At 61.4% G+C, this 21115-nt stretch carries 23 protein-coding genes and 1 riboswitch; of the genes, 14 read left to right on the top strand and 9 right to left on the bottom strand.

The window, feature by feature from the left end:
• Positions 1-164: 164 nt before the first annotated feature.
• On the bottom strand, positions 165-1094 hold the full coding sequence (locus tag EN807_RS22940) for a dihydrodipicolinate synthase family protein (RefSeq protein ID WP_135936788.1): 930 nt from the start codon (positions 1092-1094) through the stop codon (positions 165-167).
• Between the two features lie 434 nt (positions 1095-1528).
• Here EN807_RS22940 and EN807_RS22945 point away from each other — a divergent pair, with 434 nt between their 5' ends.
• Positions 1529-2290, top strand: a complete 762-nt coding sequence (locus EN807_RS22945; protein ID WP_246684314.1) for a phosphatase PAP2 family protein — start codon at positions 1529-1531, stop codon at positions 2288-2290.
• Positions 2291-2526: 236 nt separating this feature from the next.
• Entirely contained in the window at positions 2527-4248 is a 1722-nt protein-coding gene (locus EN807_RS22950) for a GH32 C-terminal domain-containing protein (protein WP_135936790.1), read from the top strand.
• A gap of 22 nt (positions 4249-4270) precedes the next feature.
• Here EN807_RS22950 and EN807_RS22955 read toward each other — a convergent pair whose 3' ends face one another.
• Positions 4271-5044, bottom strand: coding sequence for an HAD-IIB family hydrolase (locus EN807_RS22955; RefSeq protein WP_135936791.1), 774 nt, complete (start codon positions 5042-5044; stop codon positions 4271-4273).
• Positions 5041-6378 (bottom strand): glycosyltransferase, encoded by a 1338-nt coding sequence (locus tag EN807_RS22960; protein ID WP_135936792.1) that lies wholly within the window; start codon positions 6376-6378, stop codon positions 5041-5043. Before EN807_RS22960 ends, EN807_RS22955 begins: the two co-directional genes overlap by 4 nt.
• Before the next feature lie 551 nt (positions 6379-6929).
• Here EN807_RS22960 and mgtE point away from each other — a divergent pair.
• Together mgtE and EN807_RS22970 are read left to right on the top strand one after the other, a co-directional pair.
• A complete protein-coding gene (mgtE, locus tag EN807_RS22965; protein ID WP_135936793.1) occupies positions 6930-8348 on the top strand; it encodes a magnesium transporter in 1419 nt (472 codons plus the stop codon).
• Between the two features lie 149 nt (positions 8349-8497).
• Positions 8498-8884, top strand: coding sequence for a MerR family DNA-binding transcriptional regulator (locus EN807_RS22970; RefSeq protein ID WP_023685221.1), 387 nt, complete (start codon positions 8498-8500; stop codon positions 8882-8884).
• 46 nt (positions 8885-8930) lie between these two features.
• Here EN807_RS22970 and EN807_RS22975 read toward each other — a convergent pair whose 3' ends face one another.
• From EN807_RS22975 to EN807_RS22985, 3 genes are all read right to left on the bottom strand, one after another.
• The gene (locus EN807_RS22975) at positions 8931-9422 is read right to left on the bottom strand and encodes an isoprenylcysteine carboxylmethyltransferase family protein (protein WP_135936794.1); all 492 of its coding nucleotides are present in this window, start codon (positions 9420-9422) and stop codon (positions 8931-8933) included.
• Entirely contained in the window at positions 9419-10411 is a 993-nt protein-coding gene (locus tag EN807_RS22980) for a DUF1624 domain-containing protein (protein WP_135936795.1), read from the bottom strand. The genes EN807_RS22975 and EN807_RS22980 overlap by 4 nt, the downstream gene beginning before the upstream one ends.
• A gap of 90 nt (positions 10412-10501) precedes the next feature.
• Positions 10502-10867, bottom strand: coding sequence for an SRPBCC family protein (locus EN807_RS22985; protein WP_246684294.1), 366 nt, complete (start codon positions 10865-10867; stop codon positions 10502-10504).
• A 52-nt stretch (positions 10868-10919) separates the two neighbouring features.
• On the opposite strand from EN807_RS22985, the gene EN807_RS22990 reads away from it, so the two are divergent.
• From EN807_RS22990 to cobO, 5 genes are all read left to right on the top strand, one after another.
• Complete coding sequence (locus tag EN807_RS22990; protein ID WP_135936796.1) at positions 10920-11612, top strand: gamma-glutamylcyclotransferase; 693 nt, start codon at positions 10920-10922, stop codon at positions 11610-11612.
• 66 nt (positions 11613-11678) lie between these two features.
• Positions 11679-11874: riboswitch (cobalamin riboswitch) on the top strand.
• Positions 11875-11910: 36 nt separating this feature from the next.
• Entirely contained in the window at positions 11911-12090 is a 180-nt protein-coding gene (locus tag EN807_RS22995) for a CbtB domain-containing protein (RefSeq protein WP_135936797.1), read from the top strand.
• A gap of 15 nt (positions 12091-12105) precedes the next feature.
• Entirely contained in the window at positions 12106-12882 is a 777-nt protein-coding gene (locus EN807_RS23000; protein ID WP_135936798.1) for a CbtA family protein, read from the top strand.
• Positions 12875-13396 carry a bifunctional adenosylcobinamide kinase/adenosylcobinamide-phosphate guanylyltransferase gene (gene cobU, locus EN807_RS23005; protein WP_135936799.1) on the top strand — a complete coding sequence of 174 codons (522 nt, stop codon included), beginning with the start codon at positions 12875-12877 and terminating at the stop codon, positions 13394-13396. Before EN807_RS23000 ends, cobU begins: the two co-directional genes overlap by 8 nt.
• A 1-nt stretch (position 13397) precedes the next feature.
• Positions 13398-14015: a cob(I)yrinic acid a,c-diamide adenosyltransferase gene (gene cobO / locus EN807_RS23010; protein WP_135936800.1), complete on the top strand. Its 618-nt coding sequence runs from the start codon at positions 13398-13400 to the stop codon at positions 14013-14015.
• Positions 14016-14165: 150 nt separating this feature from the next.
• Here cobO and cbiB read toward each other — a convergent pair whose 3' ends face one another.
• Entirely contained in the window at positions 14166-15134 is a 969-nt protein-coding gene (gene cbiB / locus EN807_RS23015; RefSeq protein WP_135936801.1) for an adenosylcobinamide-phosphate synthase CbiB, read from the bottom strand.
• Here cbiB and cobD point away from each other — a divergent pair.
• Both cobD and EN807_RS23025 read left to right on the top strand, forming a co-directional pair.
• Positions 15133-16155 carry a threonine-phosphate decarboxylase CobD gene (cobD, locus tag EN807_RS23020; protein WP_135936802.1) on the top strand — a complete coding sequence of 341 codons (1023 nt, stop codon included), beginning with the start codon at positions 15133-15135 and terminating at the stop codon, positions 16153-16155. The genes cbiB and cobD overlap by 2 nt on opposite strands.
• A 30-nt stretch (positions 16156-16185) precedes the next feature.
• Positions 16186-16695 (top strand): tyrosine phosphatase family protein, encoded by a 510-nt coding sequence (locus EN807_RS23025; protein ID WP_135936803.1) that lies wholly within the window; start codon positions 16186-16188, stop codon positions 16693-16695.
• A gap of 58 nt (positions 16696-16753) precedes the next feature.
• Here the strand turns inward: EN807_RS23025 and EN807_RS23030 are convergent, their stop codons facing one another.
• Positions 16754-17557, bottom strand: a complete 804-nt coding sequence (locus tag EN807_RS23030) for a creatininase family protein (RefSeq protein WP_135936804.1) — start codon at positions 17555-17557, stop codon at positions 16754-16756.
• 226 nt (positions 17558-17783) lie between these two features.
• Complete coding sequence (locus tag EN807_RS23035) at positions 17784-18167, bottom strand: RidA family protein (RefSeq protein WP_135936805.1); 384 nt, start codon at positions 18165-18167, stop codon at positions 17784-17786.
• Positions 18168-18420: 253 nt separating this feature from the next.
• Here EN807_RS23035 and EN807_RS23040 point away from each other — a divergent pair, with 253 nt between their 5' ends.
• The 3 genes from EN807_RS23040 to EN807_RS23050 are packed head-to-tail and all read left to right on the top strand — an operon-like array spanning position 18421 to position 21103.
• Positions 18421-19425, top strand: a complete 1005-nt coding sequence (locus EN807_RS23040) for an ABC transporter substrate-binding protein (protein ID WP_135936806.1) — start codon at positions 18421-18423, stop codon at positions 19423-19425.
• Between the two features lie 9 nt (positions 19426-19434).
• On the top strand, positions 19435-20265 hold the full coding sequence (locus EN807_RS23045) for an ABC transporter ATP-binding protein (RefSeq protein ID WP_135936807.1): 831 nt from the start codon (positions 19435-19437) through the stop codon (positions 20263-20265).
• Entirely contained in the window at positions 20252-21103 is an 852-nt protein-coding gene (locus tag EN807_RS23050; RefSeq protein WP_135936808.1) for an ABC transporter permease, read from the top strand. The genes EN807_RS23045 and EN807_RS23050 overlap by 14 nt, the downstream gene beginning before the upstream one ends.
• Positions 21104-21115: the final 12 nt, after the last annotated feature.

Raw genomic sequence — 21115 nt, forward strand, 5'->3', positions numbered from 1 at the left:
CTAACCGCATAGTTGCCCCGTCATCAAATGCCAGCTGCTTCAAAGACCCGAACCGTGCCGCGAAGCGGACCATTGGGAACTTTGGCAAAAAATGCGTTTTTCACGCAAACACTCACGCGGCTGTCTATTGACGTGATTACGCGGCAAATAGCCCGCTGGTAGCGTTATCCTGAGGCTTGTTTGCGGACGCGACTTTCCAGCCGCATAAGCAAATAGTCGACTTCTTGTCTGGCCGCCGCCGACAACGCACTGCCCGGCTTGCGCTGGGCGTCGGACGCGATGGCACCGCGCTTCATCATCACATATTTGCGTACCGCAAGTCCCACACCGGGTTGCTGCTCATAGCGCAGGTAGGGCAGATGGGCGTCGAAAAGGTCGTGCGCCTTGTCGCGCTCGCCGGCGGCAGACAGTTTCACCACGTCGACCAGCATGTCGGGGAAGGCATAGCCGGTCATCGCGCCGTCGGCGCCGCGCTCCATCTCGAAGTCGAGGAAGAGGCCGCCATTACCGGTGAGAATGGACAGTGGCCGCAGCGAGCCGTCCTTCTGAAAGCCGCGCAGCGCGCTGATCTTCTCCAGGCCCGGCCAGTCCTCGTGCTTGAGCATGAAGCAGGCCGGGTTGTCGGTGACGATGCGGCGGATGACGGCCGGCGTCATGACGACCGAGAGGGTCAGCGGATAGTCCTGCAGGACGAAAGGAACATCTTCGCCGATCGCTTCGGATGCGTTGCGGAAATAGGTGACGATCTGGTCGTCGGTGCGCAGCGCCGGCGGCGGCGCAATCATCACGCTCTGCGCGCCAACCTCGATCGAGGCGCGCGCAAGGCTGCGCATGGCGGCGAAGCCAGGGGCAGAGACGCCGACGATGACCGGCAGCCTGGTGCGCGCCACGATACGCTTGACGATCTCGAGCGATTCGCCGGCGTCGAGCTTCGGGGCCTCGCCCATGATGCCGAGGATTGTCATCCCATCGACGCCGCAGCGCTCGTAGAAATCGACCATCGAATCGAGTGATTCCCAGTCGATCTTGCCATCCGCCTCGAACGGCGTCGGGGCAATGGTGTAGACACCTTTGGTGTCAGGAGCGATAGCCATGAGATCGTCCTAAATTCAGCTTTCAGTCATAGCGCAGGACCGAGGGTCCGCTCCAACCCGGCAGTTGGTCCGGGCGGGCGCGAAGTAACCGCATGGTAAGCTTGCTTCGCTATCACATTGATAATGCCACCGATGGCGCATTTGATTCTTGGTAAATTAGTATGTCATTAACTATAGGGATAGGGGATTACAGTCCATCGACAAAGTGGTCGTTTCGCCTTGCCTTCTTTATAGCAATTTACGTGGTATGCGCGTCCGCACTAAGCCCACAGTCTTTCTTCAATCTGGTCCTGGTTTATGCTCAGAAATTTACCGTCGGTATCCCTATCTTGTTTATCAGTGGTGTCTGTTCCGCCGCGCTTATTTACGGCCGAGGGGAGCCAACTCGCTACGCCGTAGATATGGTTCGAGCGCGCTGGCGTGGCTGTTTGCTGGTGCTGCTGTTCTTCTTCGCCAGCTTGACCGCGTACTCTACCTACAAGATGGCCATCCCGTCCGTCGTTCCATTCTATGCGGACAACTGGTTAGCCGATCTGGATGAATGGCTGCACGGGACTGCGCCGTGGGAACTCACGCACAGGCTCGACAGCAATACGTGGTCGATCGTCGTCTTCAACAGCTATGAGGTGATTTGGTTTTTCCAATGGTTCGGCACCATGCTTTTCGTGTCTCTCTGGTCGGACAAGATTGGCCGCATCCGCTACCTCTGGGCAGCAGCGCTGACGTTATGCGTCCTCGGCACCATCTTGGCCTCGGCGCTGGCGTCGGTCGGGCCGATCTACTACCACCAGTTTGTTGGCGAGGACCGCTTCAGCGGACTCAACGCCGCCATGGACGGTCTCGACTATAGCCACATGGTGCGGGAGCCCGCTGCATATCTTCTGACGGCTTACCAGAGCGGCCGGCCAGACCTTGGCGGTGGCATTTCGGCTATGCCAAGCATGCACGTCGCCTTTGCCACACTGAATGCCTATCTGCTTTCTTCGCTAAATCGCTGGCTCGGTGTTCTCGGTTGGACCTTCGCAGCCTTGATAATGTACGGTTCGGTGTATACCGGATGGCACTATGCTGTTGACGGCTACGTTTCCATCATTGTGGTGTCGGTGATCTGGTGGGTAACCGGACGCCAGCCAGCGCAAATTGAGACAAAGTTTGCGATACGCCAACCCATAGAAGGTTATGTGTGCGATGGCTGACAATGTCAGTCAGGGCAACAGCGCTGGTTAATTTATTGGCCGCGCCAGCAATTGCAGACACCCCACAGCGACGGCGAGGTCAAAACCCCTGGAAAAGAGAAGGTCTTGGCCGATCCCGGGAATGGCTTTGCTAAAGTGAACATCCAGCTTTAACCTTCTGCAACGCATTTCCAGGTCGAAAACCGGGTTTGATACTCTATCTGTCCGGGAACGCCGCACGGAACGGAGCCAGCTTCATGAGTGACAGCCAGGTCAAGGTAAGGATTGCGGGAGGGAACACCATTCGAAGCCTGCATGCCGACCTGCCAGTCAACGCCACGTTCCATATCTGGCTTAAGGCGGCCAAGCCGGACGTTCCGGGCTCGCTGTCTTTTTCCAATGTCCGTGGCAAGTTCGGCGAGGTGAGCGTTACGAACGCCGAAGAGTATGAATTCAGAATTTTTCACGTCTTCGGCGGTGGCAGTGTCGAACTCGACTACGACACGGATCAGACCTCGGTATCGGTCGCCTACTGGTTCGCATTGGCCGACGTGCTGGAGACAGGCATTACAGTTATCCACACCAATCCGGGAAATGCCCCGCCGAAAATTCCTGACAGCTATCATTTTCGCCCGCCGTTCGGCTGGATGAACGATCCAAACGGATTCGGCCGGTTTGGAGGTCGCCCACATCTCTTCTACCAGCATTATTCCCATGGGCTTCGGTGGAACACGATGCACTGGGGGCACGCCGTATCTTCCGACTATTTGCGATGGCGTCACATGCCCATCTTCCTGTTCCCGTCGGAAGATCTTACCGCAAGGCCCGACAAACGGGGCGGTGCGTATTCCGGCTCAGCCATCCCGCTTGCCGATGGCCCGGGTATTCGCGTCTTTTTCACCGAGCAGGTACAGGACCGTATCCCGGAACAGCAGATCCAACTCACTGCCACTTCCAGCGACCTCATCACGGCGGGAAATGCCGACGTCATCCTGCCCTACCGCCCGCTTGACGAGGGATTGACCACCGATTTTCGCGACCCATACGTCTTCAAGGGACCGGATGGCCGTTGGAAAATGCTGCTGGGCAGCCAGAGCGATCAGGGCGGCGTTGTCCTGCTCTACGAAACCCACGACCATACGGCCGCCACCGGCTGGACATATATCGGCAAGCTTCTGGTCGAGAAACACTATCGGACGACGGCGATCGAATGTCCCTGTATGCTGCCGCTCGACGGGCCTGCGACCGATCCCGCGACGCGCTGGGTTCTAATTCTCGGCCTGATGAATAGTGAGGACCAGTCCACCCGGCGCAAGAATCTGACAATGGCCATTGTCGGCTGGTTCGATGGTCAGACCTTTTCCAAGGAATTCGAACAGGAACTCGACTTCGGGACGGATAACTACGCCTTCCAGGCCTTCGTCGACGGTGATGCCATTGTCGGTATTGGATGGCTTGCCAACTGGGCCGATACCGGACCGGCGATCGATTTCCCCACAGCCATGACGTTGCCTCGCAACATCCATCTGTCTGCAGGCGAGTTGCATACCCCGCCCATTGGAGCAGCCGAGAGCCTGCGGAGCCATATTCTGGACCGGACACGCCTCGCAGCCGGAGAGCAGGTAAGCTTCATCAACGGCGCGGTCGAAATCCTGTTCGAGTTGGAAAAGCCGGGTGCCCATTTCCGCCTGAAGCTCCATCATCCAACTGTTCGCCTCGAGGTTGTCGTCGACGACGAGGGACTTGCCATTTGTCATGAAGACGTGGGGGCAGCTCAGTCTCCTCGCTATATCGCCAAGGGAGCCCGCCCAAAACGGCTGCGGATATTCCTTGACTACGGATCGATCGAGGTCTTCGCGGATCGCGGTCGTTGGGCTGGCACGAAGCGGATCAGCGGTTTTGAGCCGGTGCAATCGGCACGTCTCATCGCCGAAACGGGCGCCGTTCTACACGCGACGGTATGGGCGCTCAAACCGTGACAAGGAGATCGATATTTCCAGTTTAGGATCGGGCGCCGTCAAACACCGACCAATGAACGAGGCCTTCGACGACGCCAAAGGCAAACTGTTCCTTCGCGCTGTAAATCAGCGGGTTTTCCCGAGCCATGTCAAGCAGTTCGGGTAGGGCATTGGCGACGACAATCCCGCGAGCACCCGGCAGGTCGAACATACTGCGATCGTTGTTGGTATCGCCGGCGACCACCACCTCATCCAGGCCGATGCTGAGTTCATTGCAGAGCCAGGCCAGCGCCTGGCCCTTGTCTGCCGAACGCGGCAGGATATCGAGATCGCGTCCGCTGGAATAGATCATCGTCACTGACAGGCCGGCCTCGGCCAGAGCGCGCTCGATGCTGGCAAGGGCTTCCGGACTTGCTTCGTGCAGGTACCAACTCGATTTAAAGGCGTGTTGATAGCCGTCGGGTTGGCGAACGGTGTCTTCGAGGGATCCGAGCACCGCATCGACCTTTTCAAGAGACCAGCCTTCCGAAAACCTCTGGGTAAAGTGCCCCAGATCAGCAATGTGTGCGAGACGCGAGGTGTGCCGCGGACCGGCGAGCATTGTGCCGACACCGCCGATCACGTAGTCCGGCGCTGGCAGGCCGACTTCGTCGACGAAGTTCAAAATATCGTCGGCCAGACGACCGCTGTTGTAGACGAGAACCGGCCGGTGCTCGGGGTCGAGCGCTTCCCATTTGGAACGGAAGCGTGATGTCGCCGGCGCATCGCCTGCCAGAGTCCCGTCGAGGTCACTCGATAGAAGCGCGATCGGTTTCAATCGCCGTCGTTCCACGGCTCATCCCAATCATGGTCGTCGACCGCCTTCAGCACCGGACGTCCTTCGACAAGGCTGACAAGCTGCTGCGCGATACCTGTCCAGGTGAACAGGCTGCGCGCCTTGTGCGCACCCATGCGGCCCAGTCGCCCGTAGAGGCGCTGGTGCTTCATAGGCTTGACGATCGTGATGCCGAGATCTTCCTTGTCGAACGGATCGCCGAACAGCGCGTGCCGGCCATAGCTGATCCCGCGATAGAGGCCGCCGTGGATCGTAACCACGGTGGGTGTTCCGCAGGCCATTGCCTCGATCGCGGTCATGCCGAACGGCTCGTAGCGGCTCGACAGGACGAACATGTCCGCCGCCCGATAAGTGTCGGCCAGATCCTCGTCGGCAACATATCCGGAGAAGACGACACGATCCTGCAAGCCTAGCTGTTCAACCTGTTCCTTGAGCTGGTTCAGGATCTTCTGTTCCTGCTCGTCCATGTTCTCGCCGCCGACAGCAAGTCTCAGGACCGCATCCGGCACACGCGGCGCCACCACGGAAAACGCATCGATCAGCAGGTCGTAGCCCTTGTTGGTGGCGAGCCGGCCTAGCGCCAGGATTGTTCGCCCCTCGAAGCCGAGCCGATGGCGGATGAGCCGGCGAGACGCCTCGCTGACGGGGAAGAACCGGTTATCGTCGTAACCGGGCGGGATCATGTGCACGCGGTCGCGCTCGAGACTGTAGTCCTCGACCAGCATATCCACCTGCGGCGGCGTTGTTGCAATCACCATGGCACAGCTTCGATAGATGATGGTCTCGTGCTTTATGCGCTCGGTGAAATTGAACTCGGCCTCGAATGTATCGGCCTTGTCCGGGTAGTCCGTCTTCATCTGGCGCTGCTTCCATATGCCGAGGGAATGCGGCGTATGGATGTGCGGGATATTGAGAGCTTCCGATACTCGTTGCCCCGCCACGCCCGCATCCCAGTAGTGGCTGTTGATGAAGTCGTAGGAGAGGTTTTCCCTGCGAATCAGGCGCAGCGCGTTTTCACACCACTCGAGAAGGTGGCGGTGGAGATATTCCTTCGGAATAAAATTGGGTCCGCCACAGCCGACACGCAGGACACGAACCCCGTCTGCCACTTCATCGACAGGAGGCTGGTCTTCAAATCGCCGCGTCCAGATATCGACAGCATAACCCAATTGGGCCAGCTTTTTGGCCAGTTCCAGGACATAGACCACCTGTCCGCCGGTGTCGGCCGCACCCAATGGCGGGTTTGCTGCAACGTAGCCGTGGGTGGAAATGAGTGCAATTCTAGGTATCGCCGCATCCGAGTTGACGTCCGGCATCTGTATCCTTCTCTACGATTGATCTCTGCACGCCCGCAGTCGGAGCATGGGCCAGTCCAGTTATATAAGGATTCCAGCCCCCATCCGCAAATATTGAGCACGCGCTCAGGTCAACGCAATTGACGTGATGGTAAGGCAATCCGGCTATGTTGCATGTTTCGGTCACCGAATGGCCTCGAACAGGGTTAGACGGTCGTTCGAGGATTCATGGTGTCCGAAGGCTATTTCCATCGGTCTGTCCTCCTTTGCACCCGTGGGTCGCTGGCCTCAGGAGCTGAGCCTACGCCTTCTTGGAGATCGCCGAGTGCGGCATCAACGTCTGTCCCTCAATCCGGTTGCACCTGGCTTCGCTCCCCGGTGAGAAAGGGTGGATTTCGTTTGATATTCCCGCGCATTGCGCAATAGAGCTGCGGAGCCTCAGGTCGAATCGTGCCACCGCTCTATCTTTGTGTTTGAGCATCGGATTTTCCCAAAACCGGTTTCCACTTCTGGATCCAATGCTCTAGACCTGACAGGCACCTTTTCCGGAATTCTGATGGCGGGAGGCGCTGGTGGAAGGCCAGGACGAACAGACGACCGGCGCCAGGGCCGCTGAGGACAGCCACGCCGACATTTATGGCGAGGACGGCGCCATTCTGTCTTCGTTCCTTGCCGCGATCGGTGCAGCGATTGCCGATCGCGACACGCTGACGCTGAAGCGTGAAGTCGACGACCTGCACCAATCGGAACTTGGCGATCTGCTCGAGGCGCTTCATCCCGAACAGCGCCGCGCGCTGGTCGACTTGTTGGGCGCCGATTTCGACTTTTCCGCGCTGACCGAGGTCGACGAGGCGATCCGCCGTGACATCGTCGACAGCCTGCCCAACGCGCAGATTGCCCAGGGGGTGCAGGATCTCGATTCCGACGACGCGGTCTACATTCTCGAGGATCTCGAAAAGGAAGACCAGGACGAGATCCTGTCGCAACTGCCCTTCACCGAGCGGATCAGGCTGCGCCGCTCGCTCGACTATCCCGAAGAGACCGCCGGCCGCCGCATGCAGACGGAGTTCGTCGCGGTGCCGCCGTTCTGGACGATCGGCCAGACCATCGACTACATGCGCGAGGACAACAACCTTCCCGACCGCTTCAGTCAGATCTTCGTCATCGATCCGAGCTTCAAGCTGCTCGGCGCCATCGATCTCGACCAGATCCTGCGCACCAAGCGTTCGGTCAAGGTCGAAGAGGTCATGCATGAGACAAGGCACGCCATTCCGGCGACGATGGACCAGGAAGAGGCCGCGCGGGAATTCGAGCAGTATGACCTTTTGTCGGCCGCCGTCGTCGACGAGAACGAGCGGCTGGTCGGCGTGCTGACCATCGACGACGTGGTCGACGTCATCCAGCAGGAGGCCGAGGAGGATCTGCTGCGCATGGGCGGTGTCGGCGACGAAGAACTGTCGGACAGTATTTTCTCGACCTCGCGCTCGCGGGTTCCGTGGCTGCTCGTCAACCTTTTGACGGCTTTCCTGGCGGCCTCGGTGATCGGTCTGTTCGACCGCACGATCGAGCACATCGTGGCGCTGGCCGTCCTGATGCCGATCGTCGCGGGCATGGGCGGCAATGCCGGCTCGCAGACCATGACGGTCACGGTGCGGGCGCTGGCAACCAGGGACCTCGACATCTACAATGCCGGCCGCATCATCCGCCGCGAGATGGGGGTGGGCTTCATCAACGGCATCATCTTCGCCATCCTGATCGGCATCGTCGCGGCCGCCTGGTTCCGGGATCCCAATTTGGGCGGCATCATCGCAGCGGCAATGATCATCAACATGTTCGTCGCCGCACTTGCCGGCATCCTGATCCCGCTGCTGCTCGACCGGTTCAAGATCGACCCGGCCGTGGCTTCGGCGGTTTTCGTCACGACGGTCACCGACGTCGTCGGCTTCTTTGCCTTTCTCGGGCTCGCCACATGGTGGTTCGGCGTGCGCTGAGCGAACGTGCGGTTATGCCTTCAATTGACTTTTACGTAAATGCCATGCGAGATTTTGGAACTGCCTGTCGGCCGATTCTGACGCGCGTCTGGACGATAGCGAGGCCGCATGGTTGGAACTCGCAGCGCGGCTGCGCATTTGGAGTGACGATGCGGGAATATTATTCGATCACCGAACTGACCCGCGAATTCGATGTTTCGACGCGGACGCTGCGCTTCTACGAGGACGAAGGGCTGGTGCAGCCGGTTCGGCGCGGCCGCACGCGGCTGTTTCGCCCGTCGGACCGGCATCTCATCCGCCAGATCATGCGCGGCAAGAGGCTCGGCTTTTCGATCAATGAAATCCGCGAAATCATCCAGATGTATAAGGAGCCGCCCGGGGAGGTCGGTCAGCTCAACCTGATGATCAAACGCATTGAGGAAAAGCGCGAGGATCTGCGCCAGAAGCGCCGGGACCTCGAAGAGACCTTGGCCGAACTCGACCAGGCCGAGGAATCCTGCGTCGAGCGATTGGTGGAGCTCGGCGTCAACACCTGACCGGCCTTTTCGATAATTCTACTCTGAAAAGACCTTGCGGCACGCCTCAAATCCAGCGCCGCACCTTTTTCGCGTAATCCCGGTATTTCTTGCCGAATTTCGTCGTCAGAACTTTTTCCTCGCCCTCAATCGCCATTTTCTGCGTTGCGAAGGCGGCGATGATCGCCAGCGGCAGGAACCATACGATCCCCGAGACAAGGGCCACGCCGATCAGCAGCAGCGTGTTGGCCAGATATATCGGGTTGCGGCTGACAGCAAAGGGACCTGATGTCACCAGATGGTCCGGCACGGCGTTTGGGTGGAGCGTAGTCTTTGCCCGGATCATGGTGCGGATCGCCGTGAACCAGAGTGCGACGACGCCGAACAATGCCACCCAGCCGGCCGCGAACAGGATGTCGCCGAGCAGGCCGCCGATCCATGGCAGCGGGTAGAGCAAGCCAAGCGCGATGCTGACGGCGATGGCCGCGACATAGATCAGCGGCGGCCACGGTATAAACCCCGGTTTTGGTTGCCCCGGTTTCTGTTGATGGTCGGTCATTGTGTTCCTCCCTCCATCAAAGTGCTGTCGGCTTTGGCAGTGCAGGCGCCGGCGAGCTCATCGAGATGTGCCTTCCAATCCGCAGCCCGGTCGTTGCGGTAGAGCCGATCAAGCGTGGCCTCGCCCTCGAGTGTATCGAGCATGCACACACAATAGCTGGAGCAGAACTCCGTGTCGCGCGATTGCTCGCACGATGTCTGACATTCTTTCAGGAAGGTGACCTGCCTGGTCTCGGCCGGTGCCGGCACCACTTGCGAAAGCAGCCAGACCGAGCCGATCAGCACCGGCTGGTGGATCAGATAGAAGGCGAGGCTGTGCCGGCCGATAAAGACCAGCGGATTTGTCCAGCGGCCGGGCGTCAGGCCCGCCAGCCGGCTCAGCATGCCGGAAGCGAAGGCGAGTTTTGCCGCCGCGATGCCCACAAGCACGGCGCCGAACCATGGAAACAGCGGGACATAATCGTTGGAGCGAGGATTGGTTGCCGACAGGCCGACCCACCAAAGGGCCGGATGGTCGAAGATCTCGGACCTGAGGTAGAACGGCGCGGTGATGACGAAAGCCGCGACAACAAGCGTCAGCAGCGCCGGCAGCCGCAGAAACGCCAGGCCGAGCAGGCTGGCGAGCGCGATCTCGTGCAGGATACCGAAGAAGATGAAACTGTCCGGCGTGGCAAGCCTCGTGGCAGCCGATATGGCGAGCGCCGCACCAGCGACCATGGCGAAGCGTTTCCAGAAACCGTTCCAGCGGATCTGTTTGCCATGGGCGAGGAACAGACTGACGCCGACCAGGAACAGGAAGGTCGAAGCGATGCAGCGCGCGTAGAATTTCCACCAGCCGAAGGCGGTCAGGCCGGGATCGGTGTAGCCGAAGAATTCGAGATCCCAGGTGAAATGGTAACTCGCCATGGCAAGCAAAGCGACCCCGCGGGCAACGTCGATGGCGATGATGCGCTTGGATCGGTCCTGAACGGTCGGCGTAGGGATGCTCATGGTCTCGCAATCTGATTCAGCACTGCAAGACGACTATCATGGTTGCCCCCGACAAAAGAAGGCGGGCCAACCCACTTCGATGTTCAGGGCTTAGGCTGAGGCGTTTCGTGCCGTTCGCGCACCCAGTTGTGGAAGCGATGCAATTTCATATTCCTCGGGCATCAGCACGCCGGCCTTGTGGCGCATCGAGCGCAGGCCTTTCTGGTTGATCTCGCAGATATCAGCGTCTTCCTCCAGCACCTGCCTGCCGAAGGCGACGATGTTGTCGATATCAGCCGTTGGATCGGCGAGCGCTTCGGGCGAAAAAAGCCATTCGGCGGTCAGTTCGGTTTGCTCCGAGCGAGCGGCACCAGCCGCACGGTCCTGACATAGTCGACATGGCCGACGATGAAGGCTGGCTCCTGAGATGCTCCAGCCGACATCCCGGCTATTCGTTGTCAATTGGGGCGACAGCATTGCCGGATTCGGTCGTGATGCCTAATCATGCCGGAAGCGAAGGGATTGTGACATGACCGCACGACAGATGTCGCTAACAGCCGAACTGGTGGCGCGCTGTTGGCGCGAGATCGAGGATGCCGGTCCCAATCCGGACGCGGCGCATCTGGATGACCGCGACTATGACGCAATGCTCGACGAATTCCAGGCTGAACTCCCAGCCTCCGAACCGCTGTGGTTGTTCGGCTATGGCTCACTGATTTGGAAGCCGGAAATCGACCACGTCGAGGAACGTGTCGCCGTAGCGCGCGGCTGGCACAGGTCTTTTTGCATGAACATGACGCGCTGGCGCGGCACCAAGCAGAGCCCGGGGCTGATGATGGCGCTGGACCGTGGCGGACAGTGCAAGGGTGTCGCCTTTCGGCTGAGCGATGGCGATCGCCGCGCGCAGCTCGACAAGCTTTTTCGGCGTGAGGTGACGCTGAAGCCGACGAGCTATCGTCCGCGCCTGCTCTCGCTGGCAAGCGACAGCGGGCCGTTCAAGGCGCTGGCCTTCGTCATCAACCGCAAGGGGACGACCTATGCCGGACCGCTCGGGGAAGACGAGGTGGCCGAAAAGCTCTCCACATCCTGCGGGCACTGGGGATCAGGCGCCGACTACCTATACAACACGGTGAAAAACCTGGAAGAGCGCGGCATTCACGACCGCCATCTGTGGCGGCTGCAACAGCTGGTTGCCGAGCGGATCACTGCCTCGAAGCCTTGAGACCGCGTGGCGCATTCGCGCTGGTAGCTGGCGGAATTTGGTTTGCCGGGCGCGACGATTCTGCCTATAGTCGCAGCCGTCGTCGGTTCCGTTAGGGACCAAGAGGGAATGCGGTGAGGGTGAATTTCTGCCCAATGCCGTGGCTGCCCCCGCAACTGTGTGCGGTAGTCCGCTCCATATGCCACTGAAGAGTTTCTTCGGGAAGGTGGGGAAGGGCGTTGATCCGCGAGCCAGGAGACCTGCCGGCGACAGGAAAACTGACTTCTATGCCCTCGGGTGGAGGGCGAAAGGACAAGACATGAACACCGCTTCCATCTCGCTCGGCGCTTCCGTCTCCTCGCAGTCGCGCTTCGTGCAGCTGGCGCTTGCTGCATTTCTCGGCATTTTCGTCATGGGCTTTGTCGGCTTCTCGCAAATCGATGCGGTCCACAATGCCGCCCACGACTATCGCCATTCGATGGCGTTTCCCTGCCACTGACGAGGGGCTGACATCATGACACTGTTTCGCAACGTCGTGTTCATCGCGGCGATCGCAGGGCTTGTGGCTGGCGTCGTTCTCGCCTGCATGCAGGCCTATGCCACCGTGCCGCTCATTCTGAAAGCGGAAGTCTACGAACAGGCCGGCGGTGGTCACACGCATGACCATGCCGCGGCGCCGGCTGCGAACGCCGGGGATAGCAATGCCATGACCAGCGCGGCGCCAGCGCCGGCCGAAGCTGCCGCCCCGGAAGAGGAGGGCTGGACGCCGGCCGACGGCTTCGAGCGCTTCGCCTTCAATGTCGTTGCCAATGTGGTCACCGGCATCGGCTTTGCGCTGATCCTGGTCGCCGCTTCGGAGTTCGCCGGCGGCATCGGCAATTGGCGTCAGGGCCTGTTCTGGGGCCTTGCCGGCTTTGCCGTATTCACGCTGGCTCCGAACCTTGGCCTGCCGCCCGAATTGCCGGCGATACCGGCGGCCGATCTCACCCAGCGCCAGATCTGGTGGACGGCGACCGTGATGGCGACCGCGGCCGGTCTCGGCCTGTTTGCCTTCCGCAAGTCGTTGCCACTTGCGCTGATTGCCGTAGCGTTGATAGTGGCGCCGCATATCGTCGGCGCGCCGCAGCCCAACAGTTTCGAATCGCCGATCCCGGAAGGCCTGCATCACCAGTTCGTGGTGGCGGTGACGCTGACCAATCTGGTGTTCTGGCTGGTGCTCGGCGCCATCGTCGGCGTGGTGCGTGGCCGCTTGACCGGCACCGCGACCGGCCTGCGCGACAGCTTTGCCTGATCGCGTTGTCGGGACGCTGACCCTGGTCACCGGCGGTGCACGCTCCGGCAAGAGCGCGCATGCCGAAAAATTGGCGACGGCCTGCCCGCCGCCGTGGGCCTATATCGCCACGGCGCAAGCCTATGACGACGAGATGCGCGAGCGTATTGCGCTGCATCGGTCGCGGCGCGGCGAGGGCTGGACGACCATCGACGCGCCGCTCGATCTCATCGGCGCGATCGAGGCGCTGCCTGACGGCCGGCCCGTCCTGATCGACTGCCTGACTTTGTGGCTGACCAACCATATGCTGGCCGAACATGACGTTGAGGCCGAATGCCGAGGGCTGGCGGATGTGCTGTCACGACCGCGCGGGCCGTGGTTCGTGGTTTCCAACGAGGTTGGCCAGGGCATCGTGCCGGACAATGCGTTGGCTCGCCGGTTTCGCGATGCCGCCGGCCGGCTCAACCAGCAAGTCGCAGCAGTGTCCGATACGGTGCTGCTGATGGTGGCGGGGCTGCCGCTCAAGGTGAAGTGACATGGCTGATACTATCGATCCCAATGACGAGGAGCGCCATCGCGCCAAGATGGGCAAGCGCAAAGCGGTGCAGGACGCCGAGGTCGCGGCAAAGACGGTCGAGAAGGGGCTGCTGATCGTCAACACCGGGCCCGGCAAGGGCAAGACCACTGCCGCCTTTGGGCTGGCGCTGAGGATGCTCGGCTACGGCAGGCGCGTCGGCGTCGTCCAGTTCATCAAGGGCAAATGGCACACCGGCGAGAAGGACGCCTTTGCCGCCTTCGGCGACCGGGTCGTCTGGCACACGATGGGCGAGGGTTTCACCTGGGAGACACAGGATCTGAAGCGCGATATCGCCGCCGCCGAGGCGGCCTGGGCCAAGGCGCTCGAGCTGATGGCCGATCCATCGATCAGCCTTCTGGTGCTCGACGAGCTGAACATCGCGCTGCGCTACGATTATCTCGATCTCGACAAGGTGGTGGCGGCGCTGAAAGGGCGCCGCGAAAACCTGCATGTCGTCGTCACCGGCCGCAACGCCAAGCCGGCGCTGGTCGAGGCGGCCGATCTCGTCACCGAGATGGGCGTGACCAAGCACCACTTTTCCGCCGGCGTGAAGGCACAGCAAGGCATAGAATTCTGACCCGCGCTTGAGGCTTCAAGTTGCTTTGTGACGGCAATTATGCTATGGATTTATGCATGGTGCTGATTTGCGCCCGCGACCCGCCGCCGAGGCGGTTTTTTATTTTAGCCGATCTTGGCCGGCCGCGTTGCGGATCTGCATTGAACGTCGTCAGGCGGCGATGACGATGACCGACAGCAAGCCGAACAGCGCGATCAGCAAAAAGTCGGCGACCCGATAGAGTTTCAGCGCCCGCCTGATGTCGGCGCTCTCGGCATCGCGGTGGCCGCCTTCGCCCATGAACGCATCATCGACCATGACGCCGTCATAGGAACGCGGGCCGGCGAGCGCCAGGCCGAGAGCGCCGGCCATCGCCGCCTCCGGCCAGCCGGCATTGGGCGAGCGGTGCTTTGTCGCGTCGCGCCGCACGGTGCGCCAGGCGTTGCCGGCATCGGCGCCTTTGACGAAGAAAGAGGCACCCACGATGAGCAGCGCGGTCAGCCGCGACGCCGGCAGGTTGATCAGATCGTCGAAGCGCGCTGCCGCCCTGCCGAAGGCCTCGTGGCGCGGAGTGCGGTGGCCGATCATCGAATCGGCCGTGTTGGCGGCCTTGTAGGCGAAGCCGCCGGCCAGCCCGCCGACGCCGATCCAGAAGACGGGCGCGACGACGCCGTCGGAAAAATTCTCGGCCAGGCTTTCGATCGCCGCGCGGCAGACGCCGGCTCGGTCGAGCTTTTCCGGATCGCGGCCGACGATCCTTGAGACGGCAGCACGGCCGATGTCGAGTCCACCATTGTCCAGTCCGTCGGCCACCGCCTCGACATGCTCGGCCAGGCTCTTCTGCGACAGCAGCGACGTCGCCAGGATTGCCGTGAGGACCAGTCCGGCGGGAATGCCCGAAAGCATGGTTTCCACCGCGAAGGCGATGGCGGCCGGCACCAGCACGATGATCAGCAGCGCATGAACACCGCGCCGCCGACGCAGGGCGTCGGAATCAGTATCGCGGTTGAGCCTGCGGTCGAGAAAGGATATCAGCCTGCCGAACCAGGTGACGGGATGGCCGATGGCGCCGAACAGCCAGGCCGGGTAACCCACGGCTAGTTCAACAACCAGTGACAGGAAAGCGGTCAGGATCGACATGAAGTCTCTTGATAGAGCGGCGACAGTGGTGGATCACGGCGGAAGCCTTGGCCGGGCGAGGGCGCTTTTTCCGCATGCGCCGCAGCCCTTCGTCGACCTCTCGACCGGTATCAATCCGCACTCCTATCCGTTTTTCAATCTGCCCGCCACCGCCCTGTCCAGATTGCCGGAAGCAGCGCGGGTCCGCGAGTTGGCAGAAGTCGCGGCAAGCGTTTATGACGCGCCATCGGCAGCGAATGTGGTAGCGACGCCGGGCACGCAGATCCTGTTGCCGCGCGTCGCCTCGCTGGCGAGCCCCGGCAAGGCGCTGGTGCTCGGGCCGACCTATGCTGAACATCAGCGGGCAGCGGCAATCGCCGGCCATGCTGTGACGGAGGTCGATGATTTCGAGGTCCTGGCAGGAGCCGATCTCGCCATCATCGTCAACCCCAACAATCCGGACGGGCGCATCATCGAACGCAAGAAGCTGCTCGATCTTGCCGGAAAATTGCGCGCCAAAGGCGGGTTGCTGGTCGTCGATGAGGCGTTCATGGATGTCGGCCCGCGCGCGGAAAGCCTGGCCGGCGATGTCGAGCAAGGCGGCATTGTCGTGCTGCGTTCCTTCGGCAAGTTCTTTGGCCTTGCCGGCCTGCGACTCGGCTTTGCATTAGCCGACGCGCTGACCGTCGAAAGGCTTGAGGCGCAATTCGGGCCGTGGGCGGTTGCCGGTCCGGCGCTCGAATATGGGATCCGCGCGCTTGCCGACAGCGGCTGGCAGGCCGAGATGCGGAGCCGTCTGGCCGAGGATGCCGCGCGGCTCGATGCGCTGTTCGGCTGCTTCGGTGTCCCAGTCGCCAGCGGTACCACGCTGTTTCGCTATATCAGGCTGAGGGACGCCGCCGGACTGTTTTCGGCGCTTGGCGAGCGCGGCATCCTGCTTCGGCATTTTTTCGGCCAGCCGCATGTGCTGCGCGCCGGGCTGCCGGGTGGCGGCGAGGAATGGCAGCGGCTCGAATCGGCTCTTGCCGACTGGGCGCAATAGCGCGACGATTACGGCAAGGAGTACCAAGCAATGATCCATGTCTGTTCGCTGTCAAAGGTCGAGGAAACGGTCGCGAGAACCGGCGCCGAGCGGCTGCTTTCCCTGCTGGCTGCCGGTACCGAGATGACGCGGCCGGCGTCGATCGCCAGGGAAAACCATCTGCATCTGGTCATGCACGACATTGCGGTGGCGCAAGAAGGCATGACCATGCCGGGCGAGGCGCACGTCCGCACCCTGCTCGATTTCGCGCGCCAATGGGATCGGGCACGGCCGCTGGTCGTGCATTGCTATGCCGGCATCAGCCGTTCGACCGCCTCGGCCTACATCATAGCGGCAGCACTGGCGCCGAAGCGCTGCGAGGTCGAATTGGCTGAGATGCTGCGTGCGCTTTCGCCGACGGCGACACCTAACCCGCGGCTGATCGCGGTCGCCGATGCGCTGCTCGATCGCAACGGCCGCATGACCGGCGCGATCCAGGCGATCGGGCGCGGCGCGGACGCCTTTGAAGGCACGCCTTTTGAGTTGAAGATCGACGGCTAGAGAATTGACCTTAATCATTTCCGAACACCGGATTCCACTGTTCGGGATCATGGTCTGATTATGCCAACCAGTCGACCAGCTTCGCCTTGCGCACGTCCTTCACCAGGCTGATGAAACCGTCGGCCTGATGGTTGGCGGTCAGCCTGCCCTTTTCGGCCGTTGCAATGCTGGCGTCGCCGACCACGCCGTTCGGGTTGAGATCGGTGGCGATCCAGGCGAAGGCGTGCGTTCCGGTGTGGCGCAGCAGCGAGAATTCCTTTTCGGCGCGGGCGACGTTGGACACGAAATTGTCGGCCTTTGCCATGTCGACAAGATCCGGCCGGAAATGCAGCATCAGCGAGGTCTCGACATCGCCGCCATGGATTCCTTGGCGATCCTCAATCTCGGTATACATGCCGGCCGGTCGGCCAAAGCGCTGCCAGCTCGTCTTCACCGCCAGCATCTTTGCACGCACGCGCAATTCGCGGGTGATGATGCCCATGATCTCCTCGTTGCCGCCATGCGAGTTGACGACGATCAGTTTCCTTAATCCGGCCCGCGCGATCGACAGGCCAAGCTCGGTCCAGGTTTCGATCAAGGTAGCCGCCGGCAAAGTGAGGGTTCCCGGCGCATGCAGGTGTTCATTCGACTTGCCCACTGCCTGGACGGGCAGGATGCGGATGTCGAGATCGCCGGGCAGGCGGGCGATCACCGTTTCGAGCATGCCGGTCATGATCGAGGTGTCGGTCGAAACCGGCAGATGCGGCCCGTGCTGTTCGATCGCCGCCACCGGCAGAACCGCGATCGTCGCCTCCGGATCGATGGTGGCATATTCGGTGGTCCGGTAGTCGCCCCACCACACGCGTCTTTTTGTTCCGGCCATTTTTGAACCTCGAAGAGACTGAATGCGCGTCTGCGCCTGCCCCTCACCCTTACCCTCTCCCCGTGAAGGGCGGGGAGAGGGGGATCGCCAGCGTTGCGGCCAGCACCTTCTCCCCGTCAGTATACGAGGGAGAAAGTGCCGACAGGTGGATGAGGGGCAGCACCAGCCTTTGTTGTGTAACTTGAGATCACTGGCCTGTCGATTCTCAGCCTTCGGCCAGCGCTCCTTACCCTGCCGCGATGACCTCGATCTCGAGCTTGAATTCCGGTCGCGCGAAACCGGACACGATCATCAGCGTCGAAGCCGGCGCCGGGCTAGTGAACAGCCGGTCGCGAACGTCCATATAGGGCCGCAGGAAGGCGCGGTCGGTGACATAGGTGTTGATGCGGACGATGTCGGAAAGCCCAAGCCCGGCCTCGCCAAGAATCGCCGCGATGTTCTGAAAACAGAGTTCGGCCTGTGCGCCGGCATCCTCCGGGATCTGATCGTCCGGAGTGATGGCGACCTGGCCCGAACACAGCACCAGCCTCTTGCCGGGAGGCACCTCGATGCCATGACTGTAGCGGGCGAAGGGCGGCTTGATCGACTTCGGCGCCAGGAATTTGAACATGAAAATCTCCAATCTGATGTCAGCCTAAAGCCGGATTGGCGGCCCGTTCAAGATGCAGTGCATACTATCAGGGCGATTGTGGACAGGCGTTCAAAAAATAGGCACGATGCCTCCCGAACAGCATGACCGTCCGGCCTTCGTGCACCACCGTTGCGCAGGCGGGCGGCCTCGGTAATGGCATGTGTCTTGCTTCGTGAGTTGATGGTGTCGAGCCCGGTGCGTGGCGCGCCGGAGCCAACAGAGGGTGGTGTGGATGGACGGAAAACTTAAGATTTCGGTGGGCGCGATCATGCTGCTTGCCGCAAGCACGCTAAGCGCGGCAGCGAACGAGAAGGTCACCTTCGGCACCAACTGGCTCGCCCAGGCCGAGCACGGTGGCTATTATCAGGCGGCCGCTGATGGCACCTATGCGGCTTGCGGGCTCGACGTGACGATCATGCAAGGTGGCCCGCAGGTCAGCGGTCGGCCGCTTTTGCTCGCCGGCAAGATCGACTTCTACATGGGCGGCAACATGCTGCAGGCCTTCGACGCCGTTCAGCAGGACATTCCGCTGCGCGTGGTCGCCGCCTCATTCCAGAAAGAGCCGCAGGTGATCATGAGCCATCCGGGTCAGGGCCTCGACAAATGGGAGGATTTGAAGAACGCGGACCAGTACATTATTGGCGACGAAGGTGCACAGAGCTACTTCCAATGGATGATCACGGAGTTCGGGTTCGATCCGGCCAAGCGCGTGCCCTATACGTTCAACCCCGCACCTTTCATCGCCAATCCGAAGTCGATCCAGCAGGGTTACGTGACCTCGGAGCCCTTCGCCGTCGCCAAGGAAGGCGGCTTCCAGCCCAATCTGTTCCTGCTCGCCGACTACGGCTTCGACACCTATGCGACGACGATCGAGACCATGCAGGCCACGATCGACAAGCGGCCGGAGGTGGTTCAGTGCTTCGTCGATGGCTCGGCCAAGGGTTGGTACAATTATCTCTACGGCGACAACGCTGCCGCCAACGCGGCGATCAAGAAGGATAACCCCGACATCAGCGACGAGCAGATCGCGTTTTCGATCGAGCAGATGAAGAAATTCGGCATCGTCGATTCCGGCGACACGGAAAAACTCGGCATCGGCGCGATGACCGACGCGCGCATCGAAAGCTTCTACGACAAGATGGTCAAGGCCAAGGTCGTGCCGGCCAGCGTCGACATCAAGAAGTCCTACACGCTGGCCTTCGTTAACAAGGGCGTCGGGATCGACCTGAAGAAATAGCACCCAGGCATGATGCAGGAGAAAGTGGCGCAAGCGCCGGCAAGCGCATCGGGCAAAGGTCCGATGCTGCTGGCGCTGCGTGGCGTCGGCAAGGTCTTTTCCAATGGCGTGACAGCGCTCAGCGATGTCGACCTGACGATCCGGGATGGCGACTTTCTCAGCCTTCTCGGCCCGTCCGGCTGCGGCAAGTCGACGGCCTTGCGCCTCATTGCGGGTCTTGCGGCGCCGACCTCCGGCGTGCTCGACTGGCGCGGCAGCAGCTCTGTCGACCGCTCGAATATCGGCTTCGTCTTCCAGGAGCCGACGCTGCTGCCCTGGGCCGATGTCTTCGACAATGTCTGGCTGCCGCTGCGGCTGAAGGGCGTTTCGCGGGCCAAGGCTGCGCCTGTCGTGATGGAGATGCTGGCGCGGGTCCACCTGACCGGCTTCGAGAATGCCGTCCCGCGCGAGCTGTCCGGCGGCATGAAGATGCGCGTTTCGATCGCCCGCGCCATGGTGACCAAGCCGCGCGTGCTTTTGATGGACGAGCCGTTCGCAGCGCTCGACGAGATCACCCGCTTCAAGCTCAACAACGATCTTCTGGAGCTATGGCAGGATGAGCGTTTTACCGTTGTCTTCGTGACCCACAGCGTCTTCGAAAGCGTTTTCCTCTCCAACCGCGTCGTGGTCATGGCGGCGCGGCCGGGCCGGGTGTTCAAAGAACTCGTCATCGATGCGCCCTATCCGCGCAATGAAGCCTTCCGTACTTCGCCCGACTATGCCGCGCTTTGCCGTCAGGCGTCCGATGTGCTGATCGGCGCCATCAACTCAACTGCCGGACCGCACCATGACGGCCATTGAAGAACACGTGCTGAGGCTCGATCCCGAGGAGGCGCGTCGCGTGCGCCAGGAGCGGCTCGAGCGCATCGGCCGATGGGTGCTGCCGCTGGCGATCATGATCCTGGCCATCTGGCTGTGGGACCGCATCTGCGTCTGGAACGCCATCCCGAAATATATCCTGCCCCGCCCCGGTGTGGTGCTGCAAACGTTATTCGACGATGCCGGGCTGCTGTTCTCCTCGCTGCTGGTGACGCTCAGGATCACCTTCCTCAGCCTGCTTCTGGCCGTCGTCGGCGGTGTCGGGCTGGCGGTGCTGTTCGCGCAATCGAAGTGGGTGGAGATGTCGTTCTTCCCGTTTGCCATCGTCCTGCAGGTGACGCCGATCGTCGCGATCTTTCCATTGATCAATATCTACGTCGACGACCAGACGACGAAGCTTCTGCTTTGTGCCTGGATCGTCGCCTTCTTTCCGATCCTGTCCAACACGACGCTTGGCCTCAATTCCGTCGACCGCAATCTGCGCGACATGTTCAGGCTTAACGGCGCGACCCGCTGGCAGCAATTGCGCTATCTCAGGCTGCCGGCAGCGATGCCGTATTTTCTCGGCGGGCTGAAGATCGCCGGCGGCCTGTCGCTGATCGGCGCGGTGGTGGCCGAGTTCGTTGCCGGGGCCCAGGGGCAGTCGTCGGGGCTTGCCTCGCGAATCATCGAGGCCGGTTACCGGCTCAACGCACCGCGGCTGTTCGCGGCGCTGATCCTGATCTCGTTTACCGGCATTCTGATCTTCCTGGTGCTGTCGCTGATCTCGCATTTGATCCTGCGCCGCTGGCACGAAAGCGCGCTGAAGCAGGAGCGATAGGGTGCCGGAAGC

It is taken from the genome of Mesorhizobium sp. M5C.F.Ca.ET.164.01.1.1 (assembly GCF_004792125.1).
GTDB classification, from domain to species: domain Bacteria; phylum Pseudomonadota; class Alphaproteobacteria; order Rhizobiales; family Rhizobiaceae; genus Mesorhizobium; species Mesorhizobium wenxiniae.

Excerpts from the sequence above, each read along its gene's own strand:
- EN807_RS22940 (WP_135936788.1), bottom strand. The coding sequence starts at position 1,094 with ATGGCTATCGCTCCTGACACCAAAGGTGTCTACACCATTGCCCCGACG.
- cobO (WP_135936800.1), top strand. The coding sequence starts at position 13,398 with ATGGCTGATACTATCGATCCCAATGACGAGGAGCGCCATCGCGCCAAG.
- EN807_RS23030 (WP_135936804.1), bottom strand. The coding sequence starts at position 17,557 with ATGGCCGGAACAAAAAGACGCGTGTGGTGGGGCGACTACCGGACCACC.
- EN807_RS22975 (WP_135936794.1), bottom strand. The coding sequence starts at position 9,422 with ATGACCGACCATCAACAGAAACCGGGGCAACCAAAACCGGGGTTTATA.
- EN807_RS22990 (WP_135936796.1), top strand. The coding sequence starts at position 10,920 with ATGACCGCACGACAGATGTCGCTAACAGCCGAACTGGTGGCGCGCTGT.
- cobD (WP_135936802.1), top strand. The coding sequence starts at position 15,133 with ATGAAGTCTCTTGATAGAGCGGCGACAGTGGTGGATCACGGCGGAAGC.
- EN807_RS23045 (WP_135936807.1), top strand. The coding sequence starts at position 19,435 with ATGATGCAGGAGAAAGTGGCGCAAGCGCCGGCAAGCGCATCGGGCAAA.
- EN807_RS22995 (WP_135936797.1), top strand. The coding sequence starts at position 11,911 with ATGAACACCGCTTCCATCTCGCTCGGCGCTTCCGTCTCCTCGCAGTCG.
- EN807_RS23050 (WP_135936808.1), top strand. The coding sequence starts at position 20,252 with ATGACGGCCATTGAAGAACACGTGCTGAGGCTCGATCCCGAGGAGGCG.
- EN807_RS22950 (WP_135936790.1), top strand. The coding sequence starts at position 2,527 with ATGAGTGACAGCCAGGTCAAGGTAAGGATTGCGGGAGGGAACACCATT.
- EN807_RS23000 (WP_135936798.1), top strand. The coding sequence starts at position 12,106 with ATGACACTGTTTCGCAACGTCGTGTTCATCGCGGCGATCGCAGGGCTT.
- EN807_RS22960 (WP_135936792.1), bottom strand. The coding sequence starts at position 6,378 with ATGCCGGACGTCAACTCGGATGCGGCGATACCTAGAATTGCACTCATT.
- EN807_RS22970 (WP_023685221.1), top strand. The coding sequence starts at position 8,498 with ATGCGGGAATATTATTCGATCACCGAACTGACCCGCGAATTCGATGTT.
- cbiB (WP_135936801.1), bottom strand. The coding sequence starts at position 15,134 with ATGTCGATCCTGACCGCTTTCCTGTCACTGGTTGTTGAACTAGCCGTG.
- EN807_RS22980 (WP_135936795.1), bottom strand. The coding sequence starts at position 10,411 with ATGAGCATCCCTACGCCGACCGTTCAGGACCGATCCAAGCGCATCATC.
- EN807_RS23040 (WP_135936806.1), top strand. The coding sequence starts at position 18,421 with ATGGACGGAAAACTTAAGATTTCGGTGGGCGCGATCATGCTGCTTGCC.
- EN807_RS23035 (WP_135936805.1), bottom strand. The coding sequence starts at position 18,167 with ATGTTCAAATTCCTGGCGCCGAAGTCGATCAAGCCGCCCTTCGCCCGC.
- EN807_RS23025 (WP_135936803.1), top strand. The coding sequence starts at position 16,186 with ATGATCCATGTCTGTTCGCTGTCAAAGGTCGAGGAAACGGTCGCGAGA.
- EN807_RS22985 (WP_246684294.1), bottom strand. The coding sequence starts at position 10,867 with ATGCTGTCGCCCCAATTGACAACGAATAGCCGGGATGTCGGCTGGAGC.